The following is a 26,207-nucleotide window of genomic DNA, read 5'->3' as shown; positions in this document are numbered from 1 at the left end:
AGTACAACGCGTAAAGTCGGCCCAGAATAAAAGGACTGGAGCATGGCAAGTTCGGGCACAACATCCAAGCGTACCCGCTTTACGGGCGCAGAATTTATCGTTCATTTCCTGGAACGTCAGGGAATCAAGGTCGTCACCGGTATTCCTGGCGGCTCCATTCTCCCCGTCTACGACGCCTTAAGCCAAAGCACGCAAATCCGTCATATCCTGGCGCGCCACGAGCAGGGCGCAGGGTTTATCGCGCAGGGCATGGCACGAACCGACGGTAAACCTGCCGTGTGTATGGCCTGTAGCGGACCAGGCGCGACGAATCTGGTCACCGCCATCGCGGATGCGCGCCTGGATTCTATCCCGCTGGTGTGTATCACCGGGCAGGTTCCGGCCTCCATGATCGGTACCGACGCCTTCCAGGAAGTGGACACCTACGGCATCTCTATCCCCATCACTAAGCACAACTATCTGGTCCGTCATATCAATGAATTACCGCAGGTCATGAGCGATGCCTTTCGCATTGCGCAGTCAGGGCGTCCAGGTCCGGTGTGGATAGACATTCCTAAGGACATTCAAACCGCCGTATTTGACATTGAAGAGATGCCGGAGGCTGCGCAGAAAATGGCGTCGCCAGCGTTCAGCCAGGAGAGCATTCGTGATGCTGCAGCCATGATTAACGCTGCGCAGCGCCCGGTACTTTACCTCGGCGGCGGGGTGATTAATGCGCCTGAGCGTGTACGCGAACTGGCAGAAAAAGCAACGCTGCCAACCACCATGACGTTAATGGCGCTCGGCATGCTGCCAAAAGCACATCCGCTGTCACTCGGTATGCTGGGGATGCACGGCGCGCGCAGTACTAACTTTATTCTGCAAGAAGCCGATTTGTTGATCGTTCTTGGCGCGCGTTTTGATGACCGGGCGATTGGTAAAACCGAACAGTTCTGCCCGAATGCAAAAATTATCCACGTGGATATCGACCGCGCGGAGCTGGGGAAAATCAAACAACCGCACGTGGCGATTCAGGCCGATGTTGATGAGGTGCTGGCACAACTGATCCCACTGATTGACGCGCAGCCGCGGGAAGCGTGGCATCAAATGGTGGCCGAGTTACAACGCGAATTCCCTTGCACTATTCCACAGGAAAGCGATCCGCTCAGCCATTACGGGTTGATCAACGCCGTGGCCGCCTGCGTGGATGACAGCGCCATTATCACCACCGACGTCGGCCAGCATCAGATGTGGGCGGCGCAGGCTTATCCGCTGAACCGTCCTCGTCAGTGGTTGACTTCCGGCGGTCTGGGAACCATGGGCTTTGGCCTGCCTGCGGCGATTGGCGCTGCGCTGGCGAACCCGGATAAAAAAGTGCTGTGTTTCTCAGGCGATGGCAGCCTGATGATGAATATTCAGGAAATGGCGACCGCCAGCGAGAACCAGCTGGATATTAAAATCATCCTGATGAATAACGAAGCGCTGGGTCTGGTGTATCAGCAACAAAGTTTGTTCTACAAGCAGGGGGTGTTTGCGGCCACCTATCCGGGGATGATTAACTTTATGCAGATTGCTGCGGGTTTTGGCCTCGAAACCTGTGATTTAAACCACGAAGCGGACCCGCAGGCCGCGCTGCAGGCGATCATCAATCGTCCTGGACCGGCGCTGATCCATGTGCGCATCGATGCGGAAGAGAAAGTGTATCCGATGGTACCGCCGGGTGCGGCTAATACAGAAATGGTGGGGGAATAAGCCATGCAACAGCAGACTCATGACAACGTAATTCTTGAACTCACCGTGCGTAACCATCCCGGCGTAATGACCCACGTCTGCGGTCTGTTTGCCCGCCGTGCGTTCAACGTGGAAGGCATTCTTTGTCTACCGATTCAGGACAGCGATAAGAGCCGCATCTGGCTACTGGTCAATGACGACCAGCGCCTGGAGCAGATGATCAGTCAGATCGATAAACTGGAAGATGTGGTGAAAGTTTCGCGCAACCAGTCCGATCCGTCGATGTTTAATAAAATTACCGTCTTCTTCGAGTAATCCGCTCAAGTCTGTGAATCCCCAGCGCTTACTGACATCAGTGACTGGGGTAAACAGGCGTATCCAACGCAGAGCCGCTTGAAGGATGAAGTGTATCTCGTTAAGGTAAGCGCGTTTTTTATACCCGCCAGGATAAAACCCATGATTACCGTTGCTCTCATTGACGATCACCTCATCGTCCGCTCCGGCTTTGCGCAGCTGCTGGGGCTGGAACCTGATTTGCAGGTTGTTGCCGAGTTTGGCTCGGGACGCGAGGCGCTGGCGGGATTGCCGGGACGTGGCGTACAGGTCTGTATCTGCGATATCTCCATGCCGGATATTTCCGGGCTTGAACTGCTCAGCCAGTTGCCAAAAGGGATGGCGATCATCATGCTCTCCGTTCATGACAGCCCGGCACTGGTCGAACAGGCGCTGAACGCTGGCGCACGCGGTTTTCTCTCCAAACGCTGTAGCCCCGACGAACTGATCGCGGCGGTACACACGGTCGCAACGGGCGGCTGCTATTTAACGCCGGATATCGCTGTCAAACTGGCGACCGGGCGTCAGGACCCGCTGACCAAACGCGAACGGCAGGTGGCGGAAAAACTGGCGCAAGGAATGGCGGTAAAAGAGATCGCCGCCGAGCTGGGGCTGTCACCGAAAACCGTGCACGTCCATCGCGCCAATCTGATGGAAAAACTGGGTGTCAGCAACGACGTCGAACTGGCGCGCCGGATGTTTGACGGCTGGCAATGAACACGCTTTTCTCCCGGTTAATCACCGTTCTCGCCTGCTTTTTTATCTTCTCTGCCGCCTGGTTTTGCCTGTGGAGCATCAGTCTGCATCTGGTGGCCCGACCGGAGCTGGCGGTATTGTTGTTTCCGTTTGGTCTGCGTCTGGGGCTGATGCTGCAATGCCCGCGCGGTTACTGGCCGGTGCTGTTGGGCGCGGAGTGGGTGCTGCTTTTCTGGCTGGCGCAAGAAGTGGCGCTGGCTCATCTCTCCCTTTTGATGATCGGTAGCCTGCTGACACTGCTACCCGTAACGTTGATCTGGCGTTATCGCCATCAGCGCGACTGGCGCACATTGTTATTGCAGGGGGCGGCGCTGACTGCGGCGGCGCTACTGCAATCGTTGCCCTGGCTGGGACAAGGCGAAGTGGCATGGAACGCGCTGCTGCTGACCCTGACCGGTGGGTTGACGCTGGCGCCCATCTGTCTGGTGTTCTGGCACTACCTCACCAGCACGACCTGGTTGCCGCTGGGGCCGGCGGTTGTTTCCCAGCCCGTCAACTGGCGCGGGCGGCATCTGGTCTGGTATCTGTTGTTATTCAGCGTCAGCCTGTGGCTTCAGCTGGGGTTGCCGGATGAGCTGTCCCGCTTTACGCCGTTCTGCCTGGCGCTGCCGATTATTGCGCTTGCCTGGCATTACGGTTGGCAGGGGGCGCTGATTGCGACGCTGATGAACGCGATCGCGCTGATTGCCAGCCAGACCTGGCACGATCACCCCGTTGATTTACTGCTCTCCTTGTTGGTGCAAAGCCTGACCGGGCTGCTGCTCGGTGCGGGCATCCAGCGTCTGCGTGAACTCAATCAGTCGCTGCAAAACGAGCTGGCGCGTAACCATCGTCTGGCGGAACGTCTGCTGGAAACCGAAGAGAGCGTGCGGCGTGACGTGGCGCGTGAGCTGCACGACGACATCGGCCAGACCATCACCGCCATTCGTACCCAGGCGGGCATCGTACAGCGGCTGGCGCCAGAAAATGCCGGGGTGAAGCAGAGCGGGGCGCACATCGAGCAGCTTTCGCTGGGCGTGTATGATTCGGTGCGTCGTCTGCTGGGGCGTTTGCGCCCACGGCAACTCGACGATTTGACGCTGGAACAGGCCATCCGTTCGCTGATGCGGGAGATGGAGCTGGAGAGTCGCGGCATCGTCAGCCATCTTGACTGGCGGATAGACGAATCGGCGCTCAGCGAAAGCCAGCGGGTGACGCTGTTTCGAGTCTGTCAGGAAGGGCTGAACAACATTGTGAAGCACGCCAATGCCAGCGCGGTGACGCTGCAGGGCTGGCTTCAGGATGAGCGACTGATGTTGGTGATTGAGGATGACGGTAGCGGTCTGCCGCCGGGTGCGAATCATCAGGGATTTGGGCTTACCGGGATGCGCGAGCGCATCACCGCTCTCGGCGGTTCGCTCGCCATATCCTGCACGCACGGTACGCGTGTCAGCGTCTCTTTGCCTCAGCGTTATGCGTAAGGAGCGGCCATGTTTGCGTTTTTAAAAGCCCCGGCCAACGCGCCGCGCCTGACCGATAAACACGACGTTGATGCTCGCTACCGCTACTGGCGGCGACATATTCTGCTGACCATTTGGTTTGGCTATGCGCTGTTCTATTTTACCCGCAAAAGCTTCAATGCCGCGGTGCCGGAAATTCTCACCAGCGGTGTGCTGACCCGTAGCGATATCGGCCTGCTGGCGACGCTGTTTTACATCACTTATGGCTTGTCGAAATTTATTTCGGGCATCGTCAGCGATCGCTCCAACGCTCGCTATTTTATGGGCATCGGCCTTATAGCCACCGGGGTGGTCAACATTCTGTTCGGTTTCTCCACGTCGCTGTGGGCGTTTGCCGTGTTGTGGGCGCTGAACGCGTTTTTCCAGGGCTGGGGTTCGCCCGTGTGCGCCCGTCTGTTGACCGCCTGGTACTCGCGTACCGAGCGCGGCGGTTGGTGGGCGTTGTGGAACACGGCGCACAACGTCGGCGGGGCGTTGATCCCCATCGTGATGGGCGCCGCTGCGCTGTATTACGGTTGGCGGGCGGGCATGATGATTGCCGGGATCATGGCGATTGTGATGGGGATATTTCTCTGTTGGCGGCTGCGTGACAGGCCGCAGGCGATTGGTCTGCCGCCGATTGGTGACTGGCGGCACGATGCGCTGGAAATCGCCCAGCAGCAGGAGGGGGCGGGGCTGACCCGTCAGGAGATCCTCACCCGATACGTGCTGCTGAATCCCTACATCTGGCTACTGTCGCTGTGCTATGTGCTGGTGTACGTTGTGCGCGCGGCGATCAACGACTGGGGCAACCTGTATATGTCGGAAACGCTGGGCGTCGATCTGGTTACCGCCAATTCGGCCGTCACGATGTTCGAGCTGGGCGGATTTATCGGCGCACTGGTCGCAGGCTGGGGGTCGGATAAACTGTTCAACGGCAACCGTGGTCCAATGAATCTGATTTTTGCCGCCGGGATACTGCTTTCCGTGGGCTCGTTGTGGCTGATGCCGTTTGCCAGTTACGTGCTGCAGGCGGCGTGCTTTTTCACTACCGGATTCTTTGTCTTCGGCCCACAAATGCTGATCGGCATGGCGGCGGCGGAGTGCTCGCACAAAGATGCTGCAGGCGCGGCAACCGGGTTTGTCGGGTTGTTTGCGTATCTCGGCGCATCGCTCTCCGGCTGGCCGCTGGCGAAGGTGATGGAAGTCTGGCACTGGACGGGCTTCTTCGTGGTCATCGCCATTGCGGCGGGCATTTCCGCGCTGCTGTTGCTGCCGTTTTTGAATGCGCAGGCTCCACGCGACGTCAGCGAAGCGTGATGCACCTCACCTTTTTGCCCCGAGAGGGGCAAAACTAAGAAATTTTCCCGGTTTCACCTGGACGCTGTCTCAGGCGTCTCTCCCGGCTGATTTTTACAATGCTGCAAAAATCAGCTCAGGAGCAATTCAATCATGCTGGCCTTCTTAAACCAGGTGCGTAAACCGACCCTGGATTTGCCGCTCGATGTGCGGCGCAAAATGTGGTTCAAACCGTTCATGCAGTCCTATCTGGTGGTTTTCATCGGCTACCTGACCATGTACCTGATCCGCAAAAACTTTAACATCGCGCAGAACGACATGATCTCCACCTACGGGCTGAGCATGACGCAACTGGGGATGATTGGCCTGGGCTTCTCCATCACCTACGGCGTGGGTAAAACGCTGGTCTCCTATTACGCAGATGGCAAAAACACCAAACAGTTCCTGCCGTTCATGCTGATCCTCTCCGCCATTTGTATGCTTGGCTTCAGCGCCAGCATGGGCGCAGGGTCAACCAGCCTGTTTCTGATGATTGCGTTCTATGCGCTGAGTGGTTTCTTCCAGAGTACCGGCGGCTCGTGCAGCTATTCGACCATCACCAAATGGACGCCGCGTCGCAAGCGTGGATCTTATCTTGGCATGTGGAACATCTCCCATAACCTCGGTGGCGCAGGTGCGGCAGGCGTGGCGTTATTTGGTGCGAACTACCTGTTTGACGGTCACGTGATCGGTATGTTTATTTTCCCGTCCATTATCGCGTTGATCGTCGGTTTTATCGGCCTGCGTTATGGCAGCGACTCCCCGGAATCGTATGGTCTTGGTAAAGCCGAAGAGCTGTTCGGCGAAGAGATCAGCGAAGAGGACAAAGAGACCGAAGAAAACGAGATGACCAAATGGCAGATCTTTGTTGAGTATGTGCTGAAAAACAAAGTGATCTGGCTGCTGTGCTTCTCCAACATCTTCCTGTACGTGGTGCGTATCGGTATCGACCAGTGGTCAACCGTGTATGCTTTCCAGGAACTGAAACTGTCCAAAGAAGTGGCGATTCAGGGCTTCACGCTGTTTGAAGTGGGCGCACTGGTGGGCACGCTGTTGTGGGGATGGCTCTCTGACCTCGCCAACGGTCGTCGTGCGCTGGTAGCTTGTGTTGCGCTGGCGCTGATTATCGCCACGCTGGGTGTCTATCAACATGCCAGCAACCAGTACGTCTATCTGGCGTCCCTGTTTGCGCTCGGCTTCCTGGTGTTTGGTCCGCAGCTGTTAATCGGCGTGGCGGCCGTCGGTTTCGTACCGAAAAAAGCGATCGGCGCTGCCGATGGGATTAAAGGTACTTTCGCTTATCTGATTGGTGACAGCTTCGCCAAACTGGGTCTGGGGATGATTGCCGACGGCACTCCCGTCTTCGGTCTGACCGGTTGGGCAGGGACGTTCGCCGCGCTGGATACCGCCGCTATCGGCTGTATCTGTCTGATGGCTATCGTGGCCGTATTCGAAGAACGTAAGATCCGCCGCGAGAAAAAGATTCAGCAGTTAAAAACCGCTTAAGTGTGTAGGGTAACTTTTGCCCGCCATCATGGCGGGCTTTTTTATGCCTCGGTTTCGTGGTTCCTTACGGTGAGTCGACAATCTCCAGCGTGGTAAACGTAAATGTTTCGCCATCAAACAATCCCTGGCTGGTGAGTTTTAGCGCCGGGATCACGGGCAAAGAGAGAAATGCCATCTGGATAAAGGGCTCATCGGGGAGTGTGCCGCACGCCCGACCCGCCGCTTTCAGCGCATCGATTTGTTCAGCCAGTGATTCGGCCGTATCGGTGCTCATCAGTCCGGCGATGGGCAGCGCTAAATGGCACTGCACTTGTCCGTGACGAACCACGCATAAGCCACCGCCGTCGGCGATCACCTGATTCACCGCCACCGCCATCTCTTCAGCGCTGTGACCAATAACCACGATGTTATGACTGTCGTGGCTGACGGTCGCTGCCAGCGCGCCCTCCTTCAGACCAAATCCGCCTAATAAACCGCAGGCAGGCGGGTGCTGCTGACCATAGCGCTCAAGAACGGCAATCAAACACATATCATCGCGATCAAAACCGTCTTCCGTGTAACAGCATTCGCTGGCGGGAGTGATTAATTCGTTGGGGATAACCTCAATCACCCGGTAGCGTTTTCCGGGAGTAAAGTTGAACTGAAAATCCGTGGCATCGACCGGCTGTCGTGCCACGGTGTTGCCATATGGTGGTGCTGTGCGCGCCAGCCTGGTGGATTCGTCCGCTTTCAGCGCATCGGCACTGAGCGGTTCACCTTTAATAAAGACCTGTTGCACCGTGACGTTGTGCGCATCGCTGAGCAGGACAATATCCGCCTGTTTGCCTGGAGCCAGCAGGCCGAGATGGCGCAGACCAAAATGTTGCGCAGCAGACCAGCTGGCGACGCGGTAAGCGATGTGTAGCGGCACGTGGTGCTGTGTAATGAGGCGTCGGATCAGCGCGTCAATATGCCCTTCATGGGCGATCTCCCAGGGGTTACGATCGTCGGTACACAGCATGCATTGCGGACTGTTTAGCGCATTAATAAGCGGAGCCAGTGCATCGAGGTTGCGGGCGGCAGAACCTTCACGAATCATCAGCGCCATTCCAAGCTGCAGTTTGCGTCGTCCTTCTTCCGGCAGGTAACTTTCATGGCAGTTTTCAATCCCGGCGGCAATGTATGCGTTCAACGCTTTGCCTTGCAGGCCGGGGCAGTGACCGTCCAGCGTCAGATGGCGGAAAGCATCCATTTTATCGAGAAGCGCGTCCTGCCCGGCAATGACGCCAGGGTAATCCATCACCTCCGCCAGCCCGGCAACGTGCGGATGATCCCGCCAGGTGAGCATTTGTTCGAGCGTGAAGCGGGCGCCGTTGATATCGCAGCCCGCCAGCGCCGGGACGCAGGAGCTGATCTGGATATACTGATTTTGCTTTGCCTGTTCGGCGCAGCGGATAAACCAGGCAAGGCCGGTTTCCCCCATCACGTTGACGATTTCGTGCGGGTCGCAGATGACGGTAGTGAGCCCGCGAGGCAGCGTCGCGGTTTCAAAGGTCACTGGGGTCATCATGCTGGATTCAATATGCAGGTGAGCGTCGATAAAACCGGGTACTGCGGTTGCGCCGTGGGCATCTATACGCCGTAATGCCCTGGCACGGGAATATTCCGGGCCAATACCGGCGATATGTTGTCCTTTAATCACAACCGGCCCCGGTATTTCGCCTCCGTTGATTAAATCGAGAATTTGGACATTATCAATAATATAATCAGCAGGTGCATCACCGCGAGAAACCGCCAGCAATTCTTGCCTCTGCTGTCGGCTAATGTAATGAAATTTATCGTTAATCGTATTATTCATATTTTTCTCATTTTGATTTTATCAATTTGATTGTTATTTATCATTTAAGAATTACTGCGATTATTTAAAGTTTATCGATTAACGTGCGTTTGCAATGTGATAACTATCACTGAATTAAGTATGCCATCTGCTTTAAAAAGAGACTGGGTTTATATTCTCATCAATGGATGAAAAAAATGAATAATGAAATCAGTGATGATGTAAACGAGGGTTCAGGGCGGCTGGCGAGACTATTTAAGCTGCAACAGCACGGAACCACAGTACGCACAGAAACGATTGCGGGAATGACGACATTTTTAACGATGGTGTATATCGTTTTTGTGAATCCGCAAATACTGGGCGCAGCGCAAATGGACCCGAAGGTGGTGTTTGTCACCACCTGCCTGATTGCGGGTATCGGCAGTATTGCGATGGGGCTGATTGCCAATCTTCCCGTCGCTCTGGCTCCGGCGATGGGGCTGAATGCCTTTTTCGCTTTTGTCGTTGTGGGCGCGATGGGAGTGAGTTGGCAGACGGGGATGGGCGCAATATTTTGGGGTGCCGTCGGATTATTTCTACTCACGCTTTTCCGTATTCGTTATTGGATGATTTCAAACATCCCGGTTAGTTTACGTGTTGGCATTACCAGCGGTATCGGTTTATTTATTGCATTGATGGGGTTAAAAAATGCAGGTGTTATTATCGCCAATAAAGATACGCTGGTGGCGATCGGTGATTTAAGCTCTCATACCGTATTGTTAGGTATTCTGGGGTTCTTTATTATTACGGTCTTGTCATCGCGAAATTTTCATGCGGCAGTGCTGGTTTCTATTGTGGTGACATCATGTTGCGGATTGTTTTTGGGTGACGTTCAGTTTCACGGTATATATTCTGCACCACCCAGCATCGGTGCCGTGATGGGGGAAGTTGATTTACGCGGCGCGTTGTCGCTGAATCTGGCCGGTATTATTTTCTCATTTATGTTAATTAATCTTTTTGACTCATCAGGAACATTAATTGGCGTTACCGATAAAGCCGGATTAATCGATCGTGACGGTAAATTTCCGAATATGAATAAAGCGCTGTACGTTGACAGTGTCAGTTCTGTAGCAGGGGCGTTTATCGGCACATCTTCCGTCACGGCGTACATTGAAAGTACGTCCGGCGTGGCGGTTGGGGGGCGCACGGGGCTGACCGCAGTGGTCGTTGGCGTGTTATTTCTGCTGGTGATGTTCTTTTCTCCTCTGGTTGGTATGGTGCCCGCCTATGCGACAGCCGGTGCGCTTATTTTTGTCGGTGTACTGATGACTTCTAGCCTGGCGCGCGTTAACTGGGACGATTTAACCGAGTCAGTGCCTGCTTTTATCACGACGGTGATGATGCCGTTTAGTTTTTCTATTACCGAAGGCATTGCGCTGGGTTTCATGTCGTATTGCATTATGAAAGTGTTTACCGGGCGCTGGCGTGAGCTGAACCTTTGTGTGATCGCCGTGGCGGCACTGTTTGCGTTGAAAATCATCCTGGTGGATTAGTATTCACCGACTGTTTCCAGATATCATGAGTGCGGATAACGCAGGAGAACTCATGGTCTGGATAATGCTGGCCACACTGGCTGTTGTTTTTGTTGTGGGCTTTCGGGTACTGACGTCCAGCTCTCGACGTGCGATTCGCCGCCTGAGTGAGCGTCTGAATATTGACGTGGTGCCAGTAGAATCGATGATCGATCAGATGGGAAAAGCGCAAGGCGATGCGTTTTTGCAGTACCTACATCGCCCGGATGAGTCGCATTTGCAAAATGCGGCTCAGGTTTTATTGATCTGGCAAATCGTGATTGTTGACGGGAGCGAACAGAACCTGTTGCAGTGGCATCGTTTACTGCAAAAAGCCCGGCTGGCAGCGCCCATAACCGATACGCAGGTACGCCTGGCGCTCGGTTTTTTGCGCGAGGTCGAGCCGGATATGCATGAGTTCAATACCTTTCAAATGCGCTACAACGCCCTTTTTCAGCCGGAAGAAGGGGTGTACTGGCTGCACTGAGAGCCAGCCCGATTCTTATCTTATATCGTATCCCCAGGTTTGGCTTTTTGACGAATTGGCAGGCGATCGCGCTCTATTATTGTGTTGAGGGCGGTTGAAATAATAGCGAGTAGGCTATAATGTAATTATAGCTTATTGGCTATGAGGGATCGCAAATGTGGGATGTTGAAACAACGGATGTTTTCGACATGTGGTTCGAGTTGCAAACCGAAGCGCTCAGGGAGGATCTCCTCGCGGCTATCACGATTTTATCCGAGTATGGTCCTCAACTTGGCAGACCGTTTGCGGATACGGTGAACGCTTCAGATTTTCCCAATATGAAAGAATTACGCGTACAGCATCAAGGTAATCCGGTTCGGGCATTCTTTGCATTTGATCCTTCTCGACGGGGCATTGTGTTATGTGCCGGAGATAAAACAGGATTAAACGAAAAGAAATTTTACAGAGAGATGATCAAGCTCGCTGATGCTGAATATCGCAGGCACCTTAACAAGTAAGGAATCATTATGGCTACCCTTAAAGAATTGATGGCTAAACAGAGCCCCCAAAGCCAGGAGCGTATTGCCGAAAAAGTAGAAGAGATGCGCCGGGCTATCGCTTTAAATATGTTAAGGGAAGAACTCAACCTGTCTCAGGCAGAACTGGCCGCGGCAATGGGGGTTAAACAGCCAACCATTGCAAAAATAGAACAGGCAGATAATGACCCTCGCTTGTCCACGCTAAAACGTTATGTTGCAGCGCTTGGGGGTGAGCTTACTATTGATGTCAAGCTCCCCACGGGGAAGAGAGTGGCATTCCAGATTTAATCATGTGACCGCTTTGCATTCTGGATGCAAATGAGTGAGTTGCTAAAACGTTAAATGCGTCACAATTTTAATGGTACACTGCGTAACTTTTCTACAAAAACACCACGCAGGTAACAAAATGAGTGACGCTATTGAACAAAAATCCCGCGCTGAGGTGAATGCCCGGCCGAACTGGTCGGCGGTATTCTCCGTGGCGTTCTGTGTTGCCTGCCTGATAACCGTTGAGTTTCTGCCCGTCAGTTTGCTGACGCCTATGGCGCAGGATTTGGGTATTTCGGAAGGGGTTGCCGGCCAATCGGTGACCGTAACGGCCTTTGTCGCTATGTTTGCCAGCCTGTTTATCACCCAGATTATTCAGGCGACCGATCGCCGTTATGTGGTGATCCTCTTCTCTGTGCTGCTCACGCTTTCCTGCCTGCTGGTCTCGTTTGCAAATTCTTTTTCACTGCTGTTGATGGGGCGAGCCTGCCTGGGACTGGCGCTCGGTGGTTTCTGGGCGATGTCGGCATCCCTGACGATGCGTCTGGTGCCTGCGCGTACGGTGCCGAAAGCGCTGTCAGTCATCTTTGGGGCGGTCTCTATTGCACTGGTGATTGCCGCGCCGCTGGGGAGCTTTTTGGGCGGTATTATTGGCTGGCGTAACGTCTTTAATGCGGCGGCGGTGATGGGTGTGCTGTGTACCATCTGGGTGGTGAAATCCCTGCCTTCGCTGCCTGGAGAACCCTCGCATCAAAAACAAAATATGTTCAGCCTGCTGCAACGTCCGGGCGTTATGGCCGGCATGATTGCCATCTTTATGTCTTTTGCCGGACAGTTCGCCTTCTTTACCTATATTCGCCCGGTGTATATGAACCTGGCGGGGTTTGATGTTGATGGCCTGACGCTGGTGCTGTTGAGTTTTGGGATTGCCAGTTTTGTCGGCACGTCGCTCTCTTCCATGGTTTTGAAACGTTCGGTCAAACTGGCGTTGGCCGGAGCGCCGTTGGTGCTGGCGCTCTGTGCTCTGGTGCTGATCCTGTGGGGCAGCGACAAAGTTGTGGCGGCAGGGGTTGCGATTATCTGGGGGCTGTCATTTGCGCTGGTGCCAGTCGGCTGGTCCACGTGGATCACCCGTTCGCTAGCCGATCAGGCAGAAAAAGCTGGATCCGTGCAGGTCGCCGTGATCCAGCTCGCCAATACCTGTGGCGCTGCGGTGGGAGGCTATGCGCTTGATAACCTTGGACTGCTGTCACCTTTGATGCTCTCCGGCAGCCTGATGTTGCTGACGGCATTGCTGGTCGCCGCAAAGGTTCGCATCAAGAATATGTCGTGATCTCCTGCCATCACGGACTTAATCAAAGCCATTGTTTTCGGCGGTATGGGCAAACCATTCGCCGCTTTTTTTCACCGTTCGTTTTTGCGTGTCTAAATCGAGTTGCACAAAACCGTAGCGGTTTTTATAACCGTTAAGCCATGACCAGTTATCAATAAAGGTCCACATGTGGTAACCCAGACAATGACACCCTTCGCTGATGCCTTTATGTAGCCATTTAAGGTGTTCAGACACAAATTCAATACGGTAGCTGTCGTTGATTTGATCTTGCTGAATAAAGCGCTGCTCGTTTTCCACACCCATACCGTTTTCCGAAATAAAACAGCGTGGGTTACCGTAATTATCACGAAGGTTGGTAATAATATCGTAAATGCCAGGCTCATAAATTTCCCAGCCACGGTAAGGGTTCATTTTGCGTCCCGGCATTTCGTAGTAATCAAATAACCACTCTGGCATAAACGGCGCATTCGGGTTAACGGCACTGTCACGGCATTTGACCCGTCGCGGCTGGTAGTAGTTAATGCCCAGCAGATCGATCTTGCCATCGGCGATGAGCTGGCTATCGCCAGGCTGGCATGCAGGCAGTTGATCATACTCTTTCAATAGCGCTATCAGATCCGCCGGATATTCGCCTTTCAGCACCGGATCGAGGAAGCTGCGATTAAACAGCAGATCGGCATAGTGTGCGGCTTTCACATCAGCCGGGTTTTGCGAGCGCGGATAGGAAGGCGTTAAGTTCAACACCACGCCAATTTCGCCGTCATGGTTGCCGGCGCGATACGCGCGAACGGCCAGTGAGTGCGCCAGTACCGTGTGGTACGCCACGGTGGCTGCGCGTTTAAAATCCACCACGTTCGGATAGTGGAAGTCATACAGATAACCACCTTCTACCGGGACAATCGGTTCGTTAAAGGTGAACCAGTGCTTCACCCGATTGCCGAATAACGTAAAGCACGTTTGGGCATAGCGACCAAATGCTTCAACCACTTCACGGTTTTCCCAGCCGCCTTTCTCCTGCATCACCATTGGCATGTCGAAGTGGAACAGAGTGATAAAGGGCGTGATGCCTTGCGCCAGCAGCTCGTCGATCACGTTGTTATAGAACTCGACGGCTTCAGGATTCACCTCGCCGGTGCCATTCGGGATCAGGCGTGACCAGCTCAGCGAAGTACGAAAGCTGTTGTGTTTGAGCTGTTTCAGCAGGGCGATGTCTTGTTTCCAGTGCTGATAAAATGTCGACGTGTTTGCCGGGCCAACCCCCTGATGAAAACGGCCTGGCTGGCGGTCGAACCACACGTCCCATGTGGTCTGGCTTTTGCCGCCGTTCAGGCTATCTCCTTCGGTTTGCAGCGCTGAGCAGGCACTGCCCCACCAGAAGTTATCAGGAAAACGGTATCGCATGATTGTTGATCCTTTGCTATTTATTCGTTATGGCAACAATACGCGTTTTGCGACACAGAAACCGGTTACAGTGCTCATTTTCTTACATGATGCTTATAAATCCGGGCATTCAATCTTGCCGAGTGCTTCCCAGTAGTTGTTTTGATTACTCCGCTGAATCGCCAAAATCGCTTCGCGGATATGCTGCTGATTACGCGTATCAGACATAATCGTTTTTTCCCATACCTCGTCCGAAGGCGACCCTTGTGGGGTGCAAATCTTACGTAAGTCCTTCAGTACGGTATTTTTTTCATGAACTGACTGGAGCGCACTGTAAGCCGAGTCGGCCTGTGCCAGACCCGGTAGCGCGAAAAGGACAGCAATAATCGGAAAAACGGCTCGTTTCATGGTAATAATCCTTATTGTCAGTGCGCATCATCTCAAGGGTAAGTGTAGACGGTAGACGGCTCACTCATCAGCCTGGGTGAGTGTCGAAAATAATAATCATCCAGAAGTTGTAGTTTTTCAGGAGGATAGAATGCAGATACAGATTACGGATACGGTGACAGAAGAGGATCAAAACGCGCTGCTGACCGGGTTGCGTGCTTATAACCGCCAGTTCCTGAAAACGACCAATTTTGGCGATCTGGCGGTCTACTGGCGGGATGAACGCAACGAAATACAGGGAGGATTGATCGGCAAAATTAAAGGTGAGTGGTTGTGCATAGATTTTTTATGGATGCATGAATCCCTGCGCAAAGGCGGTTTCGGTACGAAACTGATGCAGGCCGCTGAACAGACCGCGCAAGAGAGAGGGTGTCTGCATGCGCTGGTCGATACCCTGAGCTTTCAGGCATTGCCGTTTTATCAAAAGAACGGTTACCAGCTGCAAATGACCCTCGAAAACTTCCCGGAAGCAGGCGCTGCGCGCCATTATTTATCCAAAACATTTTGATGACCGGAAGTGCGCGTTGCTGTATACCCGCCGTGGGTTTTACAGGCTTTCCAACCCGGTGAGCGTGAATGCTGCCGGGATTTTGTTTATTCCTCCGTTATGCTTTTTTCTTCTTGCTGATGCTTTTTCGTTTTTTAAACCGCAGCGGCCTTCCCGCTATAGTCATTTCATTACCCATCAGGTGGTTATTTCAAAAGGATAAAAACGTGAAATTGAAAATACCTTATTTCGGGGCGACGGTATTGCTGGCGGGAATATTGCTGGCAGGTTGCGACCAGCAAAGCAGTGACGCCAAACATATTAAAGTGGGCGTCATTAACGGCGCAGAGCAGGATGTGGCAGAAGTCGCGAAGAAAGTGGCTAAAGAGAAGTACGGTCTGGACGTTGAACTGGTGGGGTTCAGTGGCTCGTTATTGCCTAATGATGCCACCAATCACGGTGAGCTGGATGCCAACGTTTTCCAGCATCGTCCATTCCTTGAGCAGGATAATAAAGCGCATAACTATAAACTGGTGGCGGTGGGCAATACGTTTGTCTTCCCGATGGCCGGTTATTCGAAAAAAATCAAAACTGTTGCCGAACTGAAAGATGGCGCGACCATTGCGATACCTAACGATCCTACGAATCTGGGGCGTGCGCTGTTGCTGCTGCAAAAAGAGAAGCTGATTACCCTGAAAGAGGGCAAGGGTCTGCTGCCGACGGCGCTGGATATTACGGATAATCCTCGTCATCTGAATATTATGGAGCTGGAAGGCGCACAACTGCCGCGTGTGCTGGACGATCAGAAAGTGGATGTGGCAATCATCAGTACCACTTACATTCAGCAAACCGGGCTTTCTCCGGTGCATGACAGCGTGTTTATTGAAGATAAAAACTCGCCGTACGTGAATATTCTGGTGGCGCGAGAAGACAACAAAGATGCTGAGAACGTCAAAGCGTTCCTGCAATCTTATCAGTCACCGGAAGTGGCGAAAGCGGCGGAAACGATCTTTAACGGCGGCGCGGTGCCGGGCTGGTAATGTTCGCCCGTTGCCGCGCCGGTTGGCTTTATGCCGCTCTGGCGCGGCGGCGGGAATCCATTGAGATCAGTACGACGGAAGAGAGGATGAGCAGCGTGCCCAGCCAGTCGGGCAGGGTGAACGTAATCCCCAACAGTAGCAGCGACAGTAATGCGCTGCTCAGCGGCTCTGCGCAGCTCAAAATGCTCGCTTTCGGCCCCCCAATCATCTGCGCGCCTTTCAGATACAGGCTAAACGTCAGCGACGTACCGATCACCACCAGATAGAAAAACGCCAGAATCAAACTGCCATTTACCACGAAGTGGGTTCCCTGTCCGGCATAGAACGGAAGCAGGATCATGCCACCGATTAACATGCTCCAGCCGACCACTGGCAGCGTTCCGTAGCGGGCGATAAGCGTAGAGGGATACGTGGTATAGAACGCGGCAGCAAATGCTGAGGCGATCCCCCAGAACAGCGCGGCAGGGGAGATGGAAAGCGACGTGGGGTTACCGTGGGTGACCAGTAAAAAGGTACCGATGAGTGACGTCAGGATCGCTGTCAGCACCAGTATTCCCGGCCGTGCTTTGCGCACCACAGAAAACCACGCCACGATAATAGTCGGTGATAGAAATTGCAGTACCGTCGCGGTGGCGGCGTTAGATTTTTCAATGGTCAGCAGAAAGGTTAACTGTACGGTAAGCGCCCCCACCACGGAAAAAATCAGCAGGCTGATGGCATCTTTACGGTTTTTGAGGATGGAGAAGACTTTGTCGCCGTGCACAAAGGAGAGCATCAGCAGAATGAGACCGGCGAAAATCAGACGCGTCATGGTCAGAAACTGTGACGACATCTGGCTTTGCTCCATGATGTACTGCGCGCAAACCCCTGAACTTCCCCATAAAACGGCGGCAATCAGGACGTTCATCATCCCTCTTCTGGTGGAACTCATCTTTTCCTCTGCATGTTGTTTTGTCTTATTTGTGTGCAGACATCATAGCAGAGAAGACTCGGGTCGCAGGCATACCTCATCCCTTGTCGTTGATTCCCCGAAATTCGGGGAATCAACGGGTTAACATTACGCTTCAACAGGCGTCAGATAATCCAGACGTAGCGGCTCGGCCAGCAGGTCATTCATTTGCAGAATGAATGTCTGGAAATGCGGCAGGTTGATGTGCTCATCCAGACCGGCCTGACCGCGCCAGGATTCGCGGACGTAAAACACATCCGGCGTGTCACGTAGCTGAAAAAGCGCATATTCGAGATTGCCCGGCTCCCGACGCGTGGGCAGCAAAAGTGCCCGCAGCGCCTGTTTCAGTGCCTCTGTTTTCCCCGGTTTGGCTTTCAGTACCGCAATGATGGAAATCACCTCAGTGTCCGACATGTTAAAACCCCTCCAGAACGATCTTGCCCACCGCACGACCGGTTTCAATTTGGGCGTGGGCCTTTTGCAAATTCGCGGCGGTGATGGCGCCATAATGTTCGCCCAACGTCGTGTGGATCACCTTGCTGTCGATTAACTGCGCCACGCGGGTCAGTAAATGGTGCTGGGCGATGATGTCGCGGGTTTCAAACATCGAGCGGGTGAACATAAATTCCCAGTGCAAAGAGATGCTTTTCACCTTCAGCGGACGCGCATCCAGAGATTCTGGGTCGTCAATTAACGCCAGTTTGCCCTGCGGAGCCAGCGCGGCGATGATTTGCTGATAGTGCTGTTCGGTATTGTTCAGGCTGGCAACGTGCGTGACCTCTTTAATGCCGATCCGTGCCAGCTCTTCTGTCAGTGGCTTGCTGTGATCAATCACATGGTCTGCTCCGGCTTCGCGTACCCATTTCTGGCTTTCAGGGCGTGATGCCGTGCCGATCACGGTCATTTTTGTCAGCTTACTGGCCAGTTGGGTGAGGATCGAACCCACGCCGCCCGCCGCGCCGACAATCAATAAAACATCGCCTTCGTTGCCGTTTTCCTCAACGCCCAAACGGTCGAACAGCATTTCCCATGCGGTAATGGCGGTGAGTGGCAGAGCAGCCGCAGAGGCGTTGTCCAGTGATTGTGGTTTCAGCGCAACGATGCGTTCATCGACAAGCTGAAATTCGCTGTTGCTGCCCGCACGTCCCAGCGCACCGGCGTACCAGACTTCATCACCTGGTTTGAACAGCGTCACCGCTTCGCCAACGGATTTCACCACACCGACAGCATCCCAGCCCAGAACACGCGGAACTTCTGCATTAAAACCTTCACGGACTTTGGTATCGACAGGGTTGACGGAAATGGCTTTCACTTCAACCAACAGGTCATGTCCTGCGGCGACCGGCACAGGCAGATCAATCTCTTGTAAAAACGCAATGTTATTGCCTTCGGCTGCGGCGTGGGTAATGGCGATAGCTTTCATAGTCTCTCCGGTTACAGGAATCTATTTATACCCGTCATACTTCAAGCTGCACGTGCGTTGGCTACGCTCGCTCACTCCAGTCACATAGTTCGCTATGCTCCAGGAGATTCACTCCCTTGCCGCCTTCATGCAACTCGAATTATTTAGGGTATATCTGTTGAATAATTCGATGGTAAACCGGCATCAGAACGGGAAAAATAGCCTCACAGCGACAGGACTTATACTCGGGGAGTGAAAATGTTCCGGCTTGAAGATCTCACGTTATTTGTCCGCGCCGCGGCGCTAAACAGTTTTAGTGATGCGGCACGCGAAGCCGGCGTCCAGCCTGCCCAGGTCAGTTCCGCCATTAAGCGTCTGGAGTCTACGCTCACTATCCGTTTGTTTGCCCGCTCCACACGTAGCCTGCGTCTCACGCCGGAAGGTGAGGTCTGGTTGCCCTATGCCCGCCAGATGTTGGATGTGATGCACGCCGGGCTGCAAAAAATCCAGACGCCGGAAGATGAGATCTCAGGCACGCTGCAAATTGCGGTGCCGTCCGATCTCGGCCGTAATTTGTTGCTGCCGGTATTTCAGTCATTTCGTCGTCGTTATCCAGCGCTGCGCCTGCGGGTCTTTTTCTCCGATCAGGTGACCGATGTCTTTAAAGACCCCGTTGATGTCGCCTTTCGTTATGGCAATACCGAAGATGCGTCTTATATCGCGCTGCCCGTCGCACCGGGTAACCGCCGTGTGCTGGTGGCTTCCCCGGACTGGGTCGAGCAACACGGCAAGCCACAACACCCGGATGAGTTAACGCAGTTGAACGCCATGACGTTTGTATTGCGCGGGCGGTTGCATGATCGCTGGACGTTTACGCGTCACGGCGAAGTCTGCAGTGTGCAGGTTAACAGCACCATTATGAGCGATGATGCCGAAGTGATTAGACGGCTGGCGATTGCCGGTGAGGGGATTGCGTATAAGTCGTGGCTGGATGTGAGTGAAGATGTCCGCGAGGGGCGATTGCAACTGCTCATGCCTGACTATCAGGGAGAAAAAGTCCCGCTGAATATGATTTGCCCCCACCGTAAACAGCTTTCAACGGCGGTACGCTTGCTCCACGATGCGGTGAAGGCTCGGTGTGAAAAGCTGATGGTGCTCCCCCCAGAGCCTGTTTAACGATTGGTGGATTATCGGTAGTCATACGTCTTAATTCCCGCTAAGCTTTCCGTAGCCATTAAACTGATCGGAACTCTGATCAGTTTAATGGCTATTTTGTCAGGAAAGCGATAATTGTCAGGATGATTATTAGCAATAATAAACATTGTGCTTTAAATAGACCCAACGTTTATTATATTCTGGCTTTGTTTTTCTCGTATGCTTTCAACGAAACTGTGTATATTTATTTAAATCTGTTTGACTAAATTGTCTCTCGTTGATATATAACAGATCCATACCTCTCCCTACAGTATTTTAATTTCTTTATTCACTTATTAAACAGATGTACGGATGTTTTTATAGCCAGGTAAAATGGGTATGGAGAAGGTATGTTGAAGGCAATGACAATCAATGATGTCTTGCATTATATCGAAGAGAATTCCGCAATGGGTATAGATATAGATGATCTTACCCGACTCTCCGGGTATAGCCGAAGGCATATTCAGGGGATGATAAAGCAGCGAATTAATATGCCTGTTGGCCTCTATATTCGTAAGCGGCGGATCACCAAAGCGGCATCGCTGCTACGCCTGACGACAATGGATATCATTGATATTTCAGTTCGGTTAGGTTTTGATTCTCAGCAGTCATTTACCAGAGAATTCAAAAAGTTAACGGGATATACGCCGAGGGATTATCGTAAGAAAACGAGTTGGGATCTCTCACCGATGCAGTTATATGAGCAATGCAGCGATCTCAATATCAGTACGCCAAAACTGTGCACGTTACCGGAGTATTATGTTACCGGTTTTCAATACAACTATGACTCTGCCGTGCCGCCAACCGATGACTCGCACCGTCCTCGTCTGAACATGATTTTCGACGAACTTACCAGGCTAAAACAAAATGTGTGGGCGCTGACTGATTTTTCTCCTCATCCCAATTCAACGACGCGGCTGAAGGTGAAAACGATCATTGGTAGTAAGAATGGCCATGCGACAAGCACATATAATTGTTATAGCAGTCCACCGGGGAAATATGCCTGCTTTTCCTTCAGATGCGACAAAGAGACCTATCCGAAATATGCAATGTATATATATTTAAAGCTTCTGTCAGAGTTGGGATTAAAGCGAAGACCCGGCTATGATATTGAAGTTTTTCATTACCACCCGCAGGATGTTATTAATAAAACAATTAGCTGTGAACACTTTATACCATTAGATTTATAATGCTTGAATTCATCATCATAAAAAAAGCTCCACTTGCGTGGAGCAAAGACCCCCAGCACGTTAAATTGAGTAATGGCTATTCATATTCGGCATTGAAATACAAAACGGATCGCACCTTTCCGGGGCTGACGCGTTGCTCAGTTTGAAAATATTGCGCATGAAAAGGAATCGAGAACTTTCCCTTATCCTGATGTGTCAGCGTATAGAATGCGCGTCGATTGAAATCAATGGGTTGCTGGTGTTGATTTAAAACCTGAATTCCTATGCCGGTCGCACCTTTGGGCTGGATATTCGGTAAGACGCCCATGTTTCGGGCCTGACTTTTGTGCGCATCACTCCAGCTCAGGACGACCCGGGAAGGTGTTGTGAATTCCCCCTTACAGGTCAGGTCGATAGTAAACGGTTTTCTCCCCGCAGTACTGCCGTAGCCGGTAAAGTGTTCCAGGGCGACATCGGGCAATTTTACGTTGATTGTGCGGTTGCCCTGTATCGTGCAGGAACGGCTGAGCACCGTCACATATTTTGCCGGCAGGACGATATCAATCACCGGTAGTGACTGAGTCTCGCTTCTGATCTGCAGGTTGAGAGAACCTGGCGAAGCGCCTGCAGGCAGACGATTATCCAGTTTGATCAGCTCGATATTAATCTTGCTGTTCCTGAACTCGTCAGGTGTTGCCCTGAAGGTGGATGGCCACGGGATGTGACGCCCGGTTGAGGTTTCGAAAGAGACTTTTATGCCGATGCCGCTCACGTTGCTCCGCAGGATACCGGGTAACGCCGTGACAGAAGGATCGCCCGCTACCTGAGCGGTGAATGACTGACTCTCAGTGCAACCTGAGCTCTGAACATGACGGACAGAAAGGGTCCGTGTCTGAATGACGCCCCCGGACTGAACGGCACGCTTTTCGGTGACGGTCTCCGGCGGGGCGACTATCTTTTGTGTCGCCAGAATGCACGCGGCGCTGGCCGTCTGATGAAGGCTTAACATGAAGCCCAGAATAAAAGCGGTACGTATTACCGACATATGGCCTCCTGGCTTTTGAGTACGACCGTGCATTTCCCTTTTTCCAGAGAAACAAAGACTTCTGGTGACGTGGTTTCATCGATATAAAGCGCGCCGCCTTGTCCGACATAGCCGACATGGTTATTCGCGCGGTCGCGGACAATGGCGCCAAACGGCATTTTCTGCTGACCTTTGATGCGCGGGTAAATAATGGTCTGCCGTTTTAGCGTGGTTTCGAAGGTGACGGGAATAACGTTGCCCTCGTAAGGCGCCACCTTGCTTTGGGTTTTGCTGAAAATCAGGCCTTCCGTGGAGCCTTTGGGATCGATAATGACGTCATTAACGCGCCATGGGCGTAACCACGGCAAAATGGCATAACCATTCTTATCGAAGCGGGTTCCGGGCACGCCGTCCAGATGCGCGCCGTGGGCGTTTGGCGCATAGACCAGGGCCACGGTATCTGAGCGCTCGGGTGAGAAGGTGATTCCTCCCGTATGCCCGACCAGCATTCCGCTCATGCCCCCACTGACCTGATGCCAGGAATTACTCTGGCTCCATGTCCCGTTCATCGTGGTGTAGGGGGTGCGTACCATCCCGGTTGCGCCCCATTCCACATCGCCGCCGCGGGCGTAGCCGGTATTCAAACCCCATACGATGTTGTTTTCATCGTCGGTAGACGTGGTGAACCCAAGGCGAGAATGGCTGGCTTTGCCGTTATTACTGTAGCTATCGGAAGAGATCTGCGTAAAACCGGCGTTGTCGCGTGGCAGGAAATAGCTAAATGAGAGCATGATTTGGTCGTCTTTGGTGACGGAACCCTGTTGGTCCTCATTCCAGAAACGTTGAGCGGATACACTCCAGGTCAGGTTGCCCCAGGTGTTGGTGTAGCCCACGGCATACTGACGATAATTATCCTGTTGATCCCAGTACTTTTTCAGAGAGCCGGATAAATAGAATGAGCCCCAGGTGTCGGATAACGGCTGATTAATACTGGCGCTAAACGACTGCTTCTCGCGTAACGAGAAATATTGGCTGTCGGCGTTTTGTGTATCCAGCGCATCCAGTGCATCGCGTTGGCCATAAAAGTGATGGGAACTGTATTTGGCTTCCAGCCATAGCGACGTTTCCGACCAGGGGAGGGTACGATTCCATGTCAGGCGATACTGTTGTCCCTGGTGGCGATCATCGTCAAGATGAAGGCGAGATTGCGTAATATCGAAGGCAAATGCCCCCACTCCCGTATTGAGGCCACTCCCGATCAGCGCTGACTGATAGCGTTCAAATCCTGATGCCCCGGTATACAACGTTAAATAGTTGTTCAGGCCATACTGCCAGTGAGCTTGTGCAGCAAACGGATCTTCATCATTGTTATCTTCATCCACGGTACCGATAGCGATGCCATAGCGAGAAATACCGGGTTTCAGCAACTGCGGTACGGTGGAATAAGGGACGGTAAAACGGCGAATACGTCCATCAGACTCCTGGATTGTCACCAGCAGATCGCCTCCGGTATTGGCGGGAAGCACAGACTCGATAGAGAACGGACCGGCCGGAACCGAAGACTGATGGATAGTTTGGCCATCCTGGGTGATGGTTACTCTGGCGTTGGTTTCCGCGACCCCGCGGATCACGGGTGCCCAGTTCAGCGTGCTATCCGGGCGCATTAAATCCTCGGAGGCCAGCCCCACGCCGAGAAGGGCAATACTGTCGAACATCTGGCTGTCGGTGTAGAACTTTCCGGCGCTGAACATGGATTTCCAGCGAGTGATTGGCCGTTTTAGCGTCGTGCGATTATTGGCATAATGGCTGCCCGTACTGCTGTCCCAGTTCTGACTGCCAAAATGCTCAAGCAACCATCCCCCGGTAGAAGCACGGATATCCATTCCCAGCCAGGCGCTGTCCGTGCTGGAACGGTCATTACCTCGTTGCTGGGTACTGTAATAATCCGCGTTGTAGCCGAAATTAATGGCCGGGGTTCCCGGTTGCCAGAGTTCGGGGTCGACATAATTGCTTTCGATATTATCCACATAGGCCTGCGGGATCGTAATACGTAGCTCAAGCTGGCTGGTGTTGAGTCTCTCCGTCGCTTTCCCGCTGGTGTCCCATTCGGCAATGGTGCCGCAGCGTGAGGGGTGGGCAGTCAGCGTTTGATTCATTTTTTCTGGGTTAATGCCCATTCCTTTGAGGAACGCTTCTGAATAGCAACTGACTAATTCACCCTTTTTATCTTTTTTAAATAAGAGTTCACGGCGTCCGCGCCAGGTATCATTAATATAAATATCGACAATGTATGTTCCCGGTAATAGCCCTGCGGCATTAAATGAACGCAGATCATTGAGTGAAGCATTGCCCATCAGGATGGCATTATCAAACTCATAGCGGCCTGTATTTTCTGCGTGAAGCGAAACTGAAAAGAGTGAACTGTATAAAATTACGCAGCCGGGTAAGGTGAAGATCCTTTTACGTAAACCCATTCTGTATTCCTTTTCCCTTTTTACTTATTAATGGCTGTTTTAAATTCCACAACGCTGCCGTAATCGCTGATCGCCTGTAACGTTACTGGCTCTCCTGGCTTTATTTTTTGTTTTGCATGGACATCGGTTCTGCTTTTAGGGGCGACCATGATGCCTTCATTCAGGAGTCCGCTCCCTGAGGCGGTGACAATATCGGCAACGGTAATGAAAAATGGCGTCGGGTTTACCAGCGTAATACCCTTCGCGTTGGCAATAAGTTCCATCTTGCTTTCCGCATTCTGCCGATCCCCTAAACCGATCGGACGCCAGAAAAATTTAAAGCGTGAACGAATGGCGAGGTTGAGCATTGCTGCGTTTTCCGTAGCCTGACTTTTATCCACGGAAGGAATGTCCAGAATATTTAACCACCATAATGATTCTCTGTCGGTGGCGGCAATGTGTTTATCACTGGCTTTTTTTATTCTCAGAGATTGTCCATTTTTGGCATCAACGCGAGCAATAGGGGGTGAAATAATAAAGGGGGTAGTTATTTCTTCTGGTAATTTACTTGCATCACCCTCATCCAGCCAGACCTGAGCCAGTGAAGGTGAATTTCCCGTATTGGTCATTTGTATAGTAATTTCGGCAGCATCTTCAGAATAGATAAACCGGGTTCCATTGACGATAATGTTATTGGCATGCGCAGCAAAAGCAGAGAATAAAGCGAGTAAAGTAAGGATGGTTTTCATATGACCTCTGGCAAAATAAATGCCATAGCAGCGAGTGCTACGGCATTATGTATTTAGAGATAGGTAATGCTGTAGTTTGCCTGAGCACTCACCGGACCTGCAGTAACGACATCCCAAAAGTGGCTCTCGCGCGGCTTAATATAACCCACGCTAAACTTGTAGGTCAGTGTGGGTTTGTGGCCAGTAACTTGATATTTTTCAGGTTCAAATCGTTTGCTATTGTCTTTTAAGTCAATGTCTTTCCCATTGCTGTCTTTTAATACTAATGCAACGTTTTTTGCACCGTTTGCCTCCATGTTTTTGAGAAATCCTTGGTTAGTCAATTGGCCGTTATTAATCCATGACAATTTTGGAATGAGTTTTTCATGGGTATAGCAGTCTTTAACCTGAATAGTAAATGTTTGCAGTTGTTCAGCTCTGTATTCATTAACCTTATTGCGTAATACAGGATTAAGTTTTACATGTTTATTCTGATCCCCAGTGGCAATTTTGCAGGATGCGGAATAAACATGGCCGCTAAAATTAACTTTTCCTTTGGGATCGCCGTGAGGGTGACCTCCACCAAATGCCATCGCTGAAGGAATGGATACTGCACATGCAATCAACGTCACAATGGATAACTTATTCATTATGTGCTCCTTATTGAGAGATAAAACGTCCCTGATATCAGTAACCGTGTTGCTGATACCTCTGACATAGTGTCCATCAGGCTTTCGCCCCCTATAAAATAGGTAAGGGAAAGTGTGATTGTATATCGTAGATTGCACGTATTTTGCTCAGTCAATGATATTAAGAGTGACAGATATATACGAGTTATCATG

The 26,207-nt window shown here is 52.3% G+C and carries 25 protein-coding genes; 15 read left to right on the top strand and 10 right to left on the bottom strand.

The window, feature by feature from the left end:
- Positions 1-42 precede the first annotated feature (42 nt).
- The 6 genes from ilvB to uhpT all read left to right on the top strand — a co-directional run bounded on the left by ilvB (position 43) and on the right by uhpT (position 7,121).
- Positions 43-1,731 (top strand): acetolactate synthase large subunit, encoded by a 1,689-nt coding sequence (ilvB, locus tag N7268_RS05125; RefSeq protein ID WP_260862007.1) that lies wholly within the window; start codon positions 43-45, stop codon positions 1,729-1,731.
- A gap of 3 nt (positions 1,732-1,734) precedes the next feature.
- Complete coding sequence (gene ilvN / locus N7268_RS05120; protein WP_046671058.1) at positions 1,735-2,025, top strand: acetolactate synthase small subunit; 291 nt, start codon at positions 1,735-1,737, stop codon at positions 2,023-2,025.
- 141 nt (positions 2,026-2,166) lie between these two features.
- On the top strand, positions 2,167-2,760 hold the full coding sequence (gene uhpA, locus N7268_RS05115; protein WP_198906881.1) for a transcriptional regulator UhpA: 594 nt from the start codon (positions 2,167-2,169) through the stop codon (positions 2,758-2,760).
- Positions 2,757-4,259 (top strand): signal transduction histidine-protein kinase/phosphatase UhpB, encoded by a 1,503-nt coding sequence (gene uhpB / locus N7268_RS05110; protein WP_260862006.1) that lies wholly within the window; start codon positions 2,757-2,759, stop codon positions 4,257-4,259. Before uhpA ends, uhpB begins: the two co-directional genes overlap by 4 nt.
- Positions 4,260-4,268: 9 nt before the next feature.
- Entirely contained in the window at positions 4,269-5,597 is a 1,329-nt protein-coding gene (locus N7268_RS05105; protein WP_260862005.1) for an MFS transporter, read from the top strand.
- A 132-nt stretch (positions 5,598-5,729) separates the two neighbouring features.
- A complete protein-coding gene (gene uhpT, locus N7268_RS05100; RefSeq protein WP_260862004.1) occupies positions 5,730-7,121 on the top strand; it encodes a hexose-6-phosphate:phosphate antiporter in 1,392 nt (463 codons plus the stop codon).
- Between the two features lie 64 nt (positions 7,122-7,185).
- Here uhpT and adeD read toward each other — a convergent pair whose 3' ends face one another.
- Positions 7,186-8,958, bottom strand: a complete 1,773-nt coding sequence (adeD, locus tag N7268_RS05095) for an adenine deaminase (protein ID WP_260862003.1) — start codon at positions 8,956-8,958, stop codon at positions 7,186-7,188.
- A 176-nt stretch (positions 8,959-9,134) separates the two neighbouring features.
- Here adeD and N7268_RS05090 point away from each other — a divergent pair, with 176 nt between their 5' ends.
- The 5 genes from N7268_RS05090 to nepI all read left to right on the top strand — a co-directional run bounded on the left by N7268_RS05090 (position 9,135) and on the right by nepI (position 13,092).
- Positions 9,135-10,469: an NCS2 family permease gene (locus N7268_RS05090; RefSeq protein WP_260862002.1), complete on the top strand. Its 1,335-nt coding sequence runs from the start codon at positions 9,135-9,137 to the stop codon at positions 10,467-10,469.
- A 52-nt stretch (positions 10,470-10,521) separates the two neighbouring features.
- Positions 10,522-10,974: a DUF1198 domain-containing protein gene (locus N7268_RS05085; RefSeq protein WP_260862001.1), complete on the top strand. Its 453-nt coding sequence runs from the start codon at positions 10,522-10,524 to the stop codon at positions 10,972-10,974.
- Positions 10,975-11,129: 155 nt separating this feature from the next.
- Positions 11,130-11,471, top strand: coding sequence for a type II toxin-antitoxin system RelE/ParE family toxin (locus N7268_RS05080; RefSeq protein WP_260862000.1), 342 nt, complete (start codon positions 11,130-11,132; stop codon positions 11,469-11,471).
- A 9-nt stretch (positions 11,472-11,480) separates the two neighbouring features.
- A complete protein-coding gene (locus N7268_RS05075; RefSeq protein ID WP_198906888.1) occupies positions 11,481-11,780 on the top strand; it encodes a helix-turn-helix domain-containing protein in 300 nt (99 codons plus the stop codon).
- Between the two features lie 118 nt (positions 11,781-11,898).
- Positions 11,899-13,092, top strand: coding sequence for a purine ribonucleoside efflux pump NepI (gene nepI, locus N7268_RS05070; RefSeq protein WP_260861999.1), 1,194 nt, complete (start codon positions 11,899-11,901; stop codon positions 13,090-13,092).
- 18 nt (positions 13,093-13,110) lie between these two features.
- Here the strand turns inward: nepI and N7268_RS05065 are convergent, their stop codons facing one another.
- Together N7268_RS05065 and N7268_RS05060 are read right to left on the bottom strand one after the other, a co-directional pair.
- A complete protein-coding gene (locus tag N7268_RS05065) occupies positions 13,111-14,493 on the bottom strand; it encodes a glycoside hydrolase family 1 protein (RefSeq protein WP_260861998.1) in 1,383 nt (460 codons plus the stop codon).
- 93 nt (positions 14,494-14,586) lie between these two features.
- Positions 14,587-14,880, bottom strand: coding sequence for a YicS family protein (locus N7268_RS05060; RefSeq protein WP_198906890.1), 294 nt, complete (start codon positions 14,878-14,880; stop codon positions 14,587-14,589).
- Between the two features lie 130 nt (positions 14,881-15,010).
- On the opposite strand from N7268_RS05060, the gene N7268_RS05055 reads away from it, so the two are divergent.
- Together N7268_RS05055 and nlpA are read left to right on the top strand one after the other, a co-directional pair.
- Positions 15,011-15,427, top strand: coding sequence for a GNAT family N-acetyltransferase (locus N7268_RS05055; RefSeq protein ID WP_260861996.1), 417 nt, complete (start codon positions 15,011-15,013; stop codon positions 15,425-15,427).
- Positions 15,428-15,633: 206 nt separating this feature from the next.
- The gene (gene nlpA, locus N7268_RS05050; protein WP_198906892.1) at positions 15,634-16,446 is read left to right on the top strand and encodes a lipoprotein NlpA; all 813 of its coding nucleotides are present in this window, start codon (positions 15,634-15,636) and stop codon (positions 16,444-16,446) included.
- 28 nt (positions 16,447-16,474) lie between these two features.
- Here the strand turns inward: nlpA and N7268_RS05045 are convergent, their stop codons facing one another.
- The 3 genes from N7268_RS05045 to N7268_RS05035 form a co-directional block, all read right to left on the bottom strand.
- Positions 16,475-17,377, bottom strand: coding sequence for a carboxylate/amino acid/amine transporter (locus N7268_RS05045; protein WP_198906893.1), 903 nt, complete (start codon positions 17,375-17,377; stop codon positions 16,475-16,477).
- Between the two features lie 126 nt (positions 17,378-17,503).
- Complete coding sequence (locus N7268_RS05040) at positions 17,504-17,809, bottom strand: putative quinol monooxygenase (protein ID WP_260861995.1); 306 nt, start codon at positions 17,807-17,809, stop codon at positions 17,504-17,506.
- 1 nt (position 17,810) lies between these two features.
- Positions 17,811-18,818: a zinc-binding alcohol dehydrogenase family protein gene (locus tag N7268_RS05035; protein WP_260861994.1), complete on the bottom strand. Its 1,008-nt coding sequence runs from the start codon at positions 18,816-18,818 to the stop codon at positions 17,811-17,813.
- Positions 18,819-19,055: 237 nt separating this feature from the next.
- Between N7268_RS05035 and N7268_RS05030 the strand changes: the two genes are divergently transcribed.
- Positions 19,056-19,973 carry a LysR family transcriptional regulator gene (locus tag N7268_RS05030; protein WP_260861993.1) on the top strand — a complete coding sequence of 306 codons (918 nt, stop codon included), beginning with the start codon at positions 19,056-19,058 and terminating at the stop codon, positions 19,971-19,973.
- A 368-nt stretch (positions 19,974-20,341) separates the two neighbouring features.
- A complete protein-coding gene (locus tag N7268_RS05025; protein WP_260861992.1) occupies positions 20,342-21,181 on the top strand; it encodes a helix-turn-helix domain-containing protein in 840 nt (279 codons plus the stop codon).
- A gap of 76 nt (positions 21,182-21,257) precedes the next feature.
- Here the strand turns inward: N7268_RS05025 and N7268_RS05020 are convergent, their stop codons facing one another.
- Genes N7268_RS05020 through N7268_RS05005 form a run of 4 tightly spaced genes read right to left on the bottom strand, consistent with a single transcriptional unit; the run spans position 21,258 to position 26,015 of the window.
- Positions 21,258-22,205, bottom strand: coding sequence for a fimbrial protein (locus tag N7268_RS05020; RefSeq protein ID WP_260861991.1), 948 nt, complete (start codon positions 22,203-22,205; stop codon positions 21,258-21,260).
- Complete coding sequence (locus N7268_RS05015; protein WP_260861990.1) at positions 22,196-24,658, bottom strand: fimbria/pilus outer membrane usher protein; 2,463 nt, start codon at positions 24,656-24,658, stop codon at positions 22,196-22,198. The genes N7268_RS05020 and N7268_RS05015 overlap by 10 nt, the downstream gene beginning before the upstream one ends.
- A gap of 20 nt (positions 24,659-24,678) precedes the next feature.
- Positions 24,679-25,386: a molecular chaperone gene (locus N7268_RS05010; RefSeq protein WP_260861989.1), complete on the bottom strand. Its 708-nt coding sequence runs from the start codon at positions 25,384-25,386 to the stop codon at positions 24,679-24,681.
- A 53-nt stretch (positions 25,387-25,439) separates the two neighbouring features.
- Positions 25,440-26,015 (bottom strand): fimbrial protein, encoded by a 576-nt coding sequence (locus N7268_RS05005; protein ID WP_260861988.1) that lies wholly within the window; start codon positions 26,013-26,015, stop codon positions 25,440-25,442.
- Positions 26,016-26,207: the final 192 nt, after the last annotated feature.

The organism is Citrobacter sp. Marseille-Q6884 (genome assembly GCF_945906775.1).
Lineage (GTDB): Bacteria > Pseudomonadota > Gammaproteobacteria > Enterobacterales > Enterobacteriaceae > Citrobacter.
Note: the sequence above shows the minus strand (reverse complement) of the source record. Positions and strands in the feature narration are given on the sequence as shown.

What these genes read in the sequence shown, in the direction of transcription:
- N7268_RS05030 (WP_260861993.1), top strand. Translation starts at nt 19,056, where the DNA reads ATGTTCCGGCTTGAAGATCTCACGTTATTTGTCCGCGCCGCGGCGCTA.
- uhpA (WP_198906881.1), top strand. Translation starts at nt 2,167, where the DNA reads ATGATTACCGTTGCTCTCATTGACGATCACCTCATCGTCCGCTCCGGC.
- N7268_RS05025 (WP_260861992.1), top strand. Translation starts at nt 20,342, where the DNA reads ATGTTGAAGGCAATGACAATCAATGATGTCTTGCATTATATCGAAGAG.
- N7268_RS05090 (WP_260862002.1), top strand. Translation starts at nt 9,135, where the DNA reads ATGAATAATGAAATCAGTGATGATGTAAACGAGGGTTCAGGGCGGCTG.
- N7268_RS05040 (WP_260861995.1), bottom strand. Translation starts at nt 17,809, where the DNA reads ATGTCGGACACTGAGGTGATTTCCATCATTGCGGTACTGAAAGCCAAA.
- ilvB (WP_260862007.1), top strand. Translation starts at nt 43, where the DNA reads ATGGCAAGTTCGGGCACAACATCCAAGCGTACCCGCTTTACGGGCGCA.
- nepI (WP_260861999.1), top strand. Translation starts at nt 11,899, where the DNA reads ATGAGTGACGCTATTGAACAAAAATCCCGCGCTGAGGTGAATGCCCGG.
- N7268_RS05020 (WP_260861991.1), bottom strand. Translation starts at nt 22,205, where the DNA reads ATGTCGGTAATACGTACCGCTTTTATTCTGGGCTTCATGTTAAGCCTT.
- N7268_RS05105 (WP_260862005.1), top strand. Translation starts at nt 4,269, where the DNA reads ATGTTTGCGTTTTTAAAAGCCCCGGCCAACGCGCCGCGCCTGACCGAT.
- N7268_RS05015 (WP_260861990.1), bottom strand. Translation starts at nt 24,658, where the DNA reads ATGGGTTTACGTAAAAGGATCTTCACCTTACCCGGCTGCGTAATTTTA.
- N7268_RS05055 (WP_260861996.1), top strand. Translation starts at nt 15,011, where the DNA reads ATGCAGATACAGATTACGGATACGGTGACAGAAGAGGATCAAAACGCG.
- N7268_RS05035 (WP_260861994.1), bottom strand. Translation starts at nt 18,818, where the DNA reads ATGAAAGCTATCGCCATTACCCACGCCGCAGCCGAAGGCAATAACATT.
- N7268_RS05005 (WP_260861988.1), bottom strand. Translation starts at nt 26,015, where the DNA reads ATGAATAAGTTATCCATTGTGACGTTGATTGCATGTGCAGTATCCATT.
- N7268_RS05065 (WP_260861998.1), bottom strand. Translation starts at nt 14,493, where the DNA reads ATGCGATACCGTTTTCCTGATAACTTCTGGTGGGGCAGTGCCTGCTCA.
- adeD (WP_260862003.1), bottom strand. Translation starts at nt 8,958, where the DNA reads ATGAATAATACGATTAACGATAAATTTCATTACATTAGCCGACAGCAG.
- N7268_RS05010 (WP_260861989.1), bottom strand. Translation starts at nt 25,386, where the DNA reads ATGAAAACCATCCTTACTTTACTCGCTTTATTCTCTGCTTTTGCTGCG.
- uhpT (WP_260862004.1), top strand. Translation starts at nt 5,730, where the DNA reads ATGCTGGCCTTCTTAAACCAGGTGCGTAAACCGACCCTGGATTTGCCG.
- uhpB (WP_260862006.1), top strand. Translation starts at nt 2,757, where the DNA reads ATGAACACGCTTTTCTCCCGGTTAATCACCGTTCTCGCCTGCTTTTTT.
- N7268_RS05080 (WP_260862000.1), top strand. Translation starts at nt 11,130, where the DNA reads ATGTGGGATGTTGAAACAACGGATGTTTTCGACATGTGGTTCGAGTTG.
- N7268_RS05075 (WP_198906888.1), top strand. Translation starts at nt 11,481, where the DNA reads ATGGCTACCCTTAAAGAATTGATGGCTAAACAGAGCCCCCAAAGCCAG.
- N7268_RS05060 (WP_198906890.1), bottom strand. Translation starts at nt 14,880, where the DNA reads ATGAAACGAGCCGTTTTTCCGATTATTGCTGTCCTTTTCGCGCTACCG.
- ilvN (WP_046671058.1), top strand. Translation starts at nt 1,735, where the DNA reads ATGCAACAGCAGACTCATGACAACGTAATTCTTGAACTCACCGTGCGT.
- N7268_RS05045 (WP_198906893.1), bottom strand. Translation starts at nt 17,377, where the DNA reads ATGAGTTCCACCAGAAGAGGGATGATGAACGTCCTGATTGCCGCCGTT.
- N7268_RS05085 (WP_260862001.1), top strand. Translation starts at nt 10,522, where the DNA reads ATGGTCTGGATAATGCTGGCCACACTGGCTGTTGTTTTTGTTGTGGGC.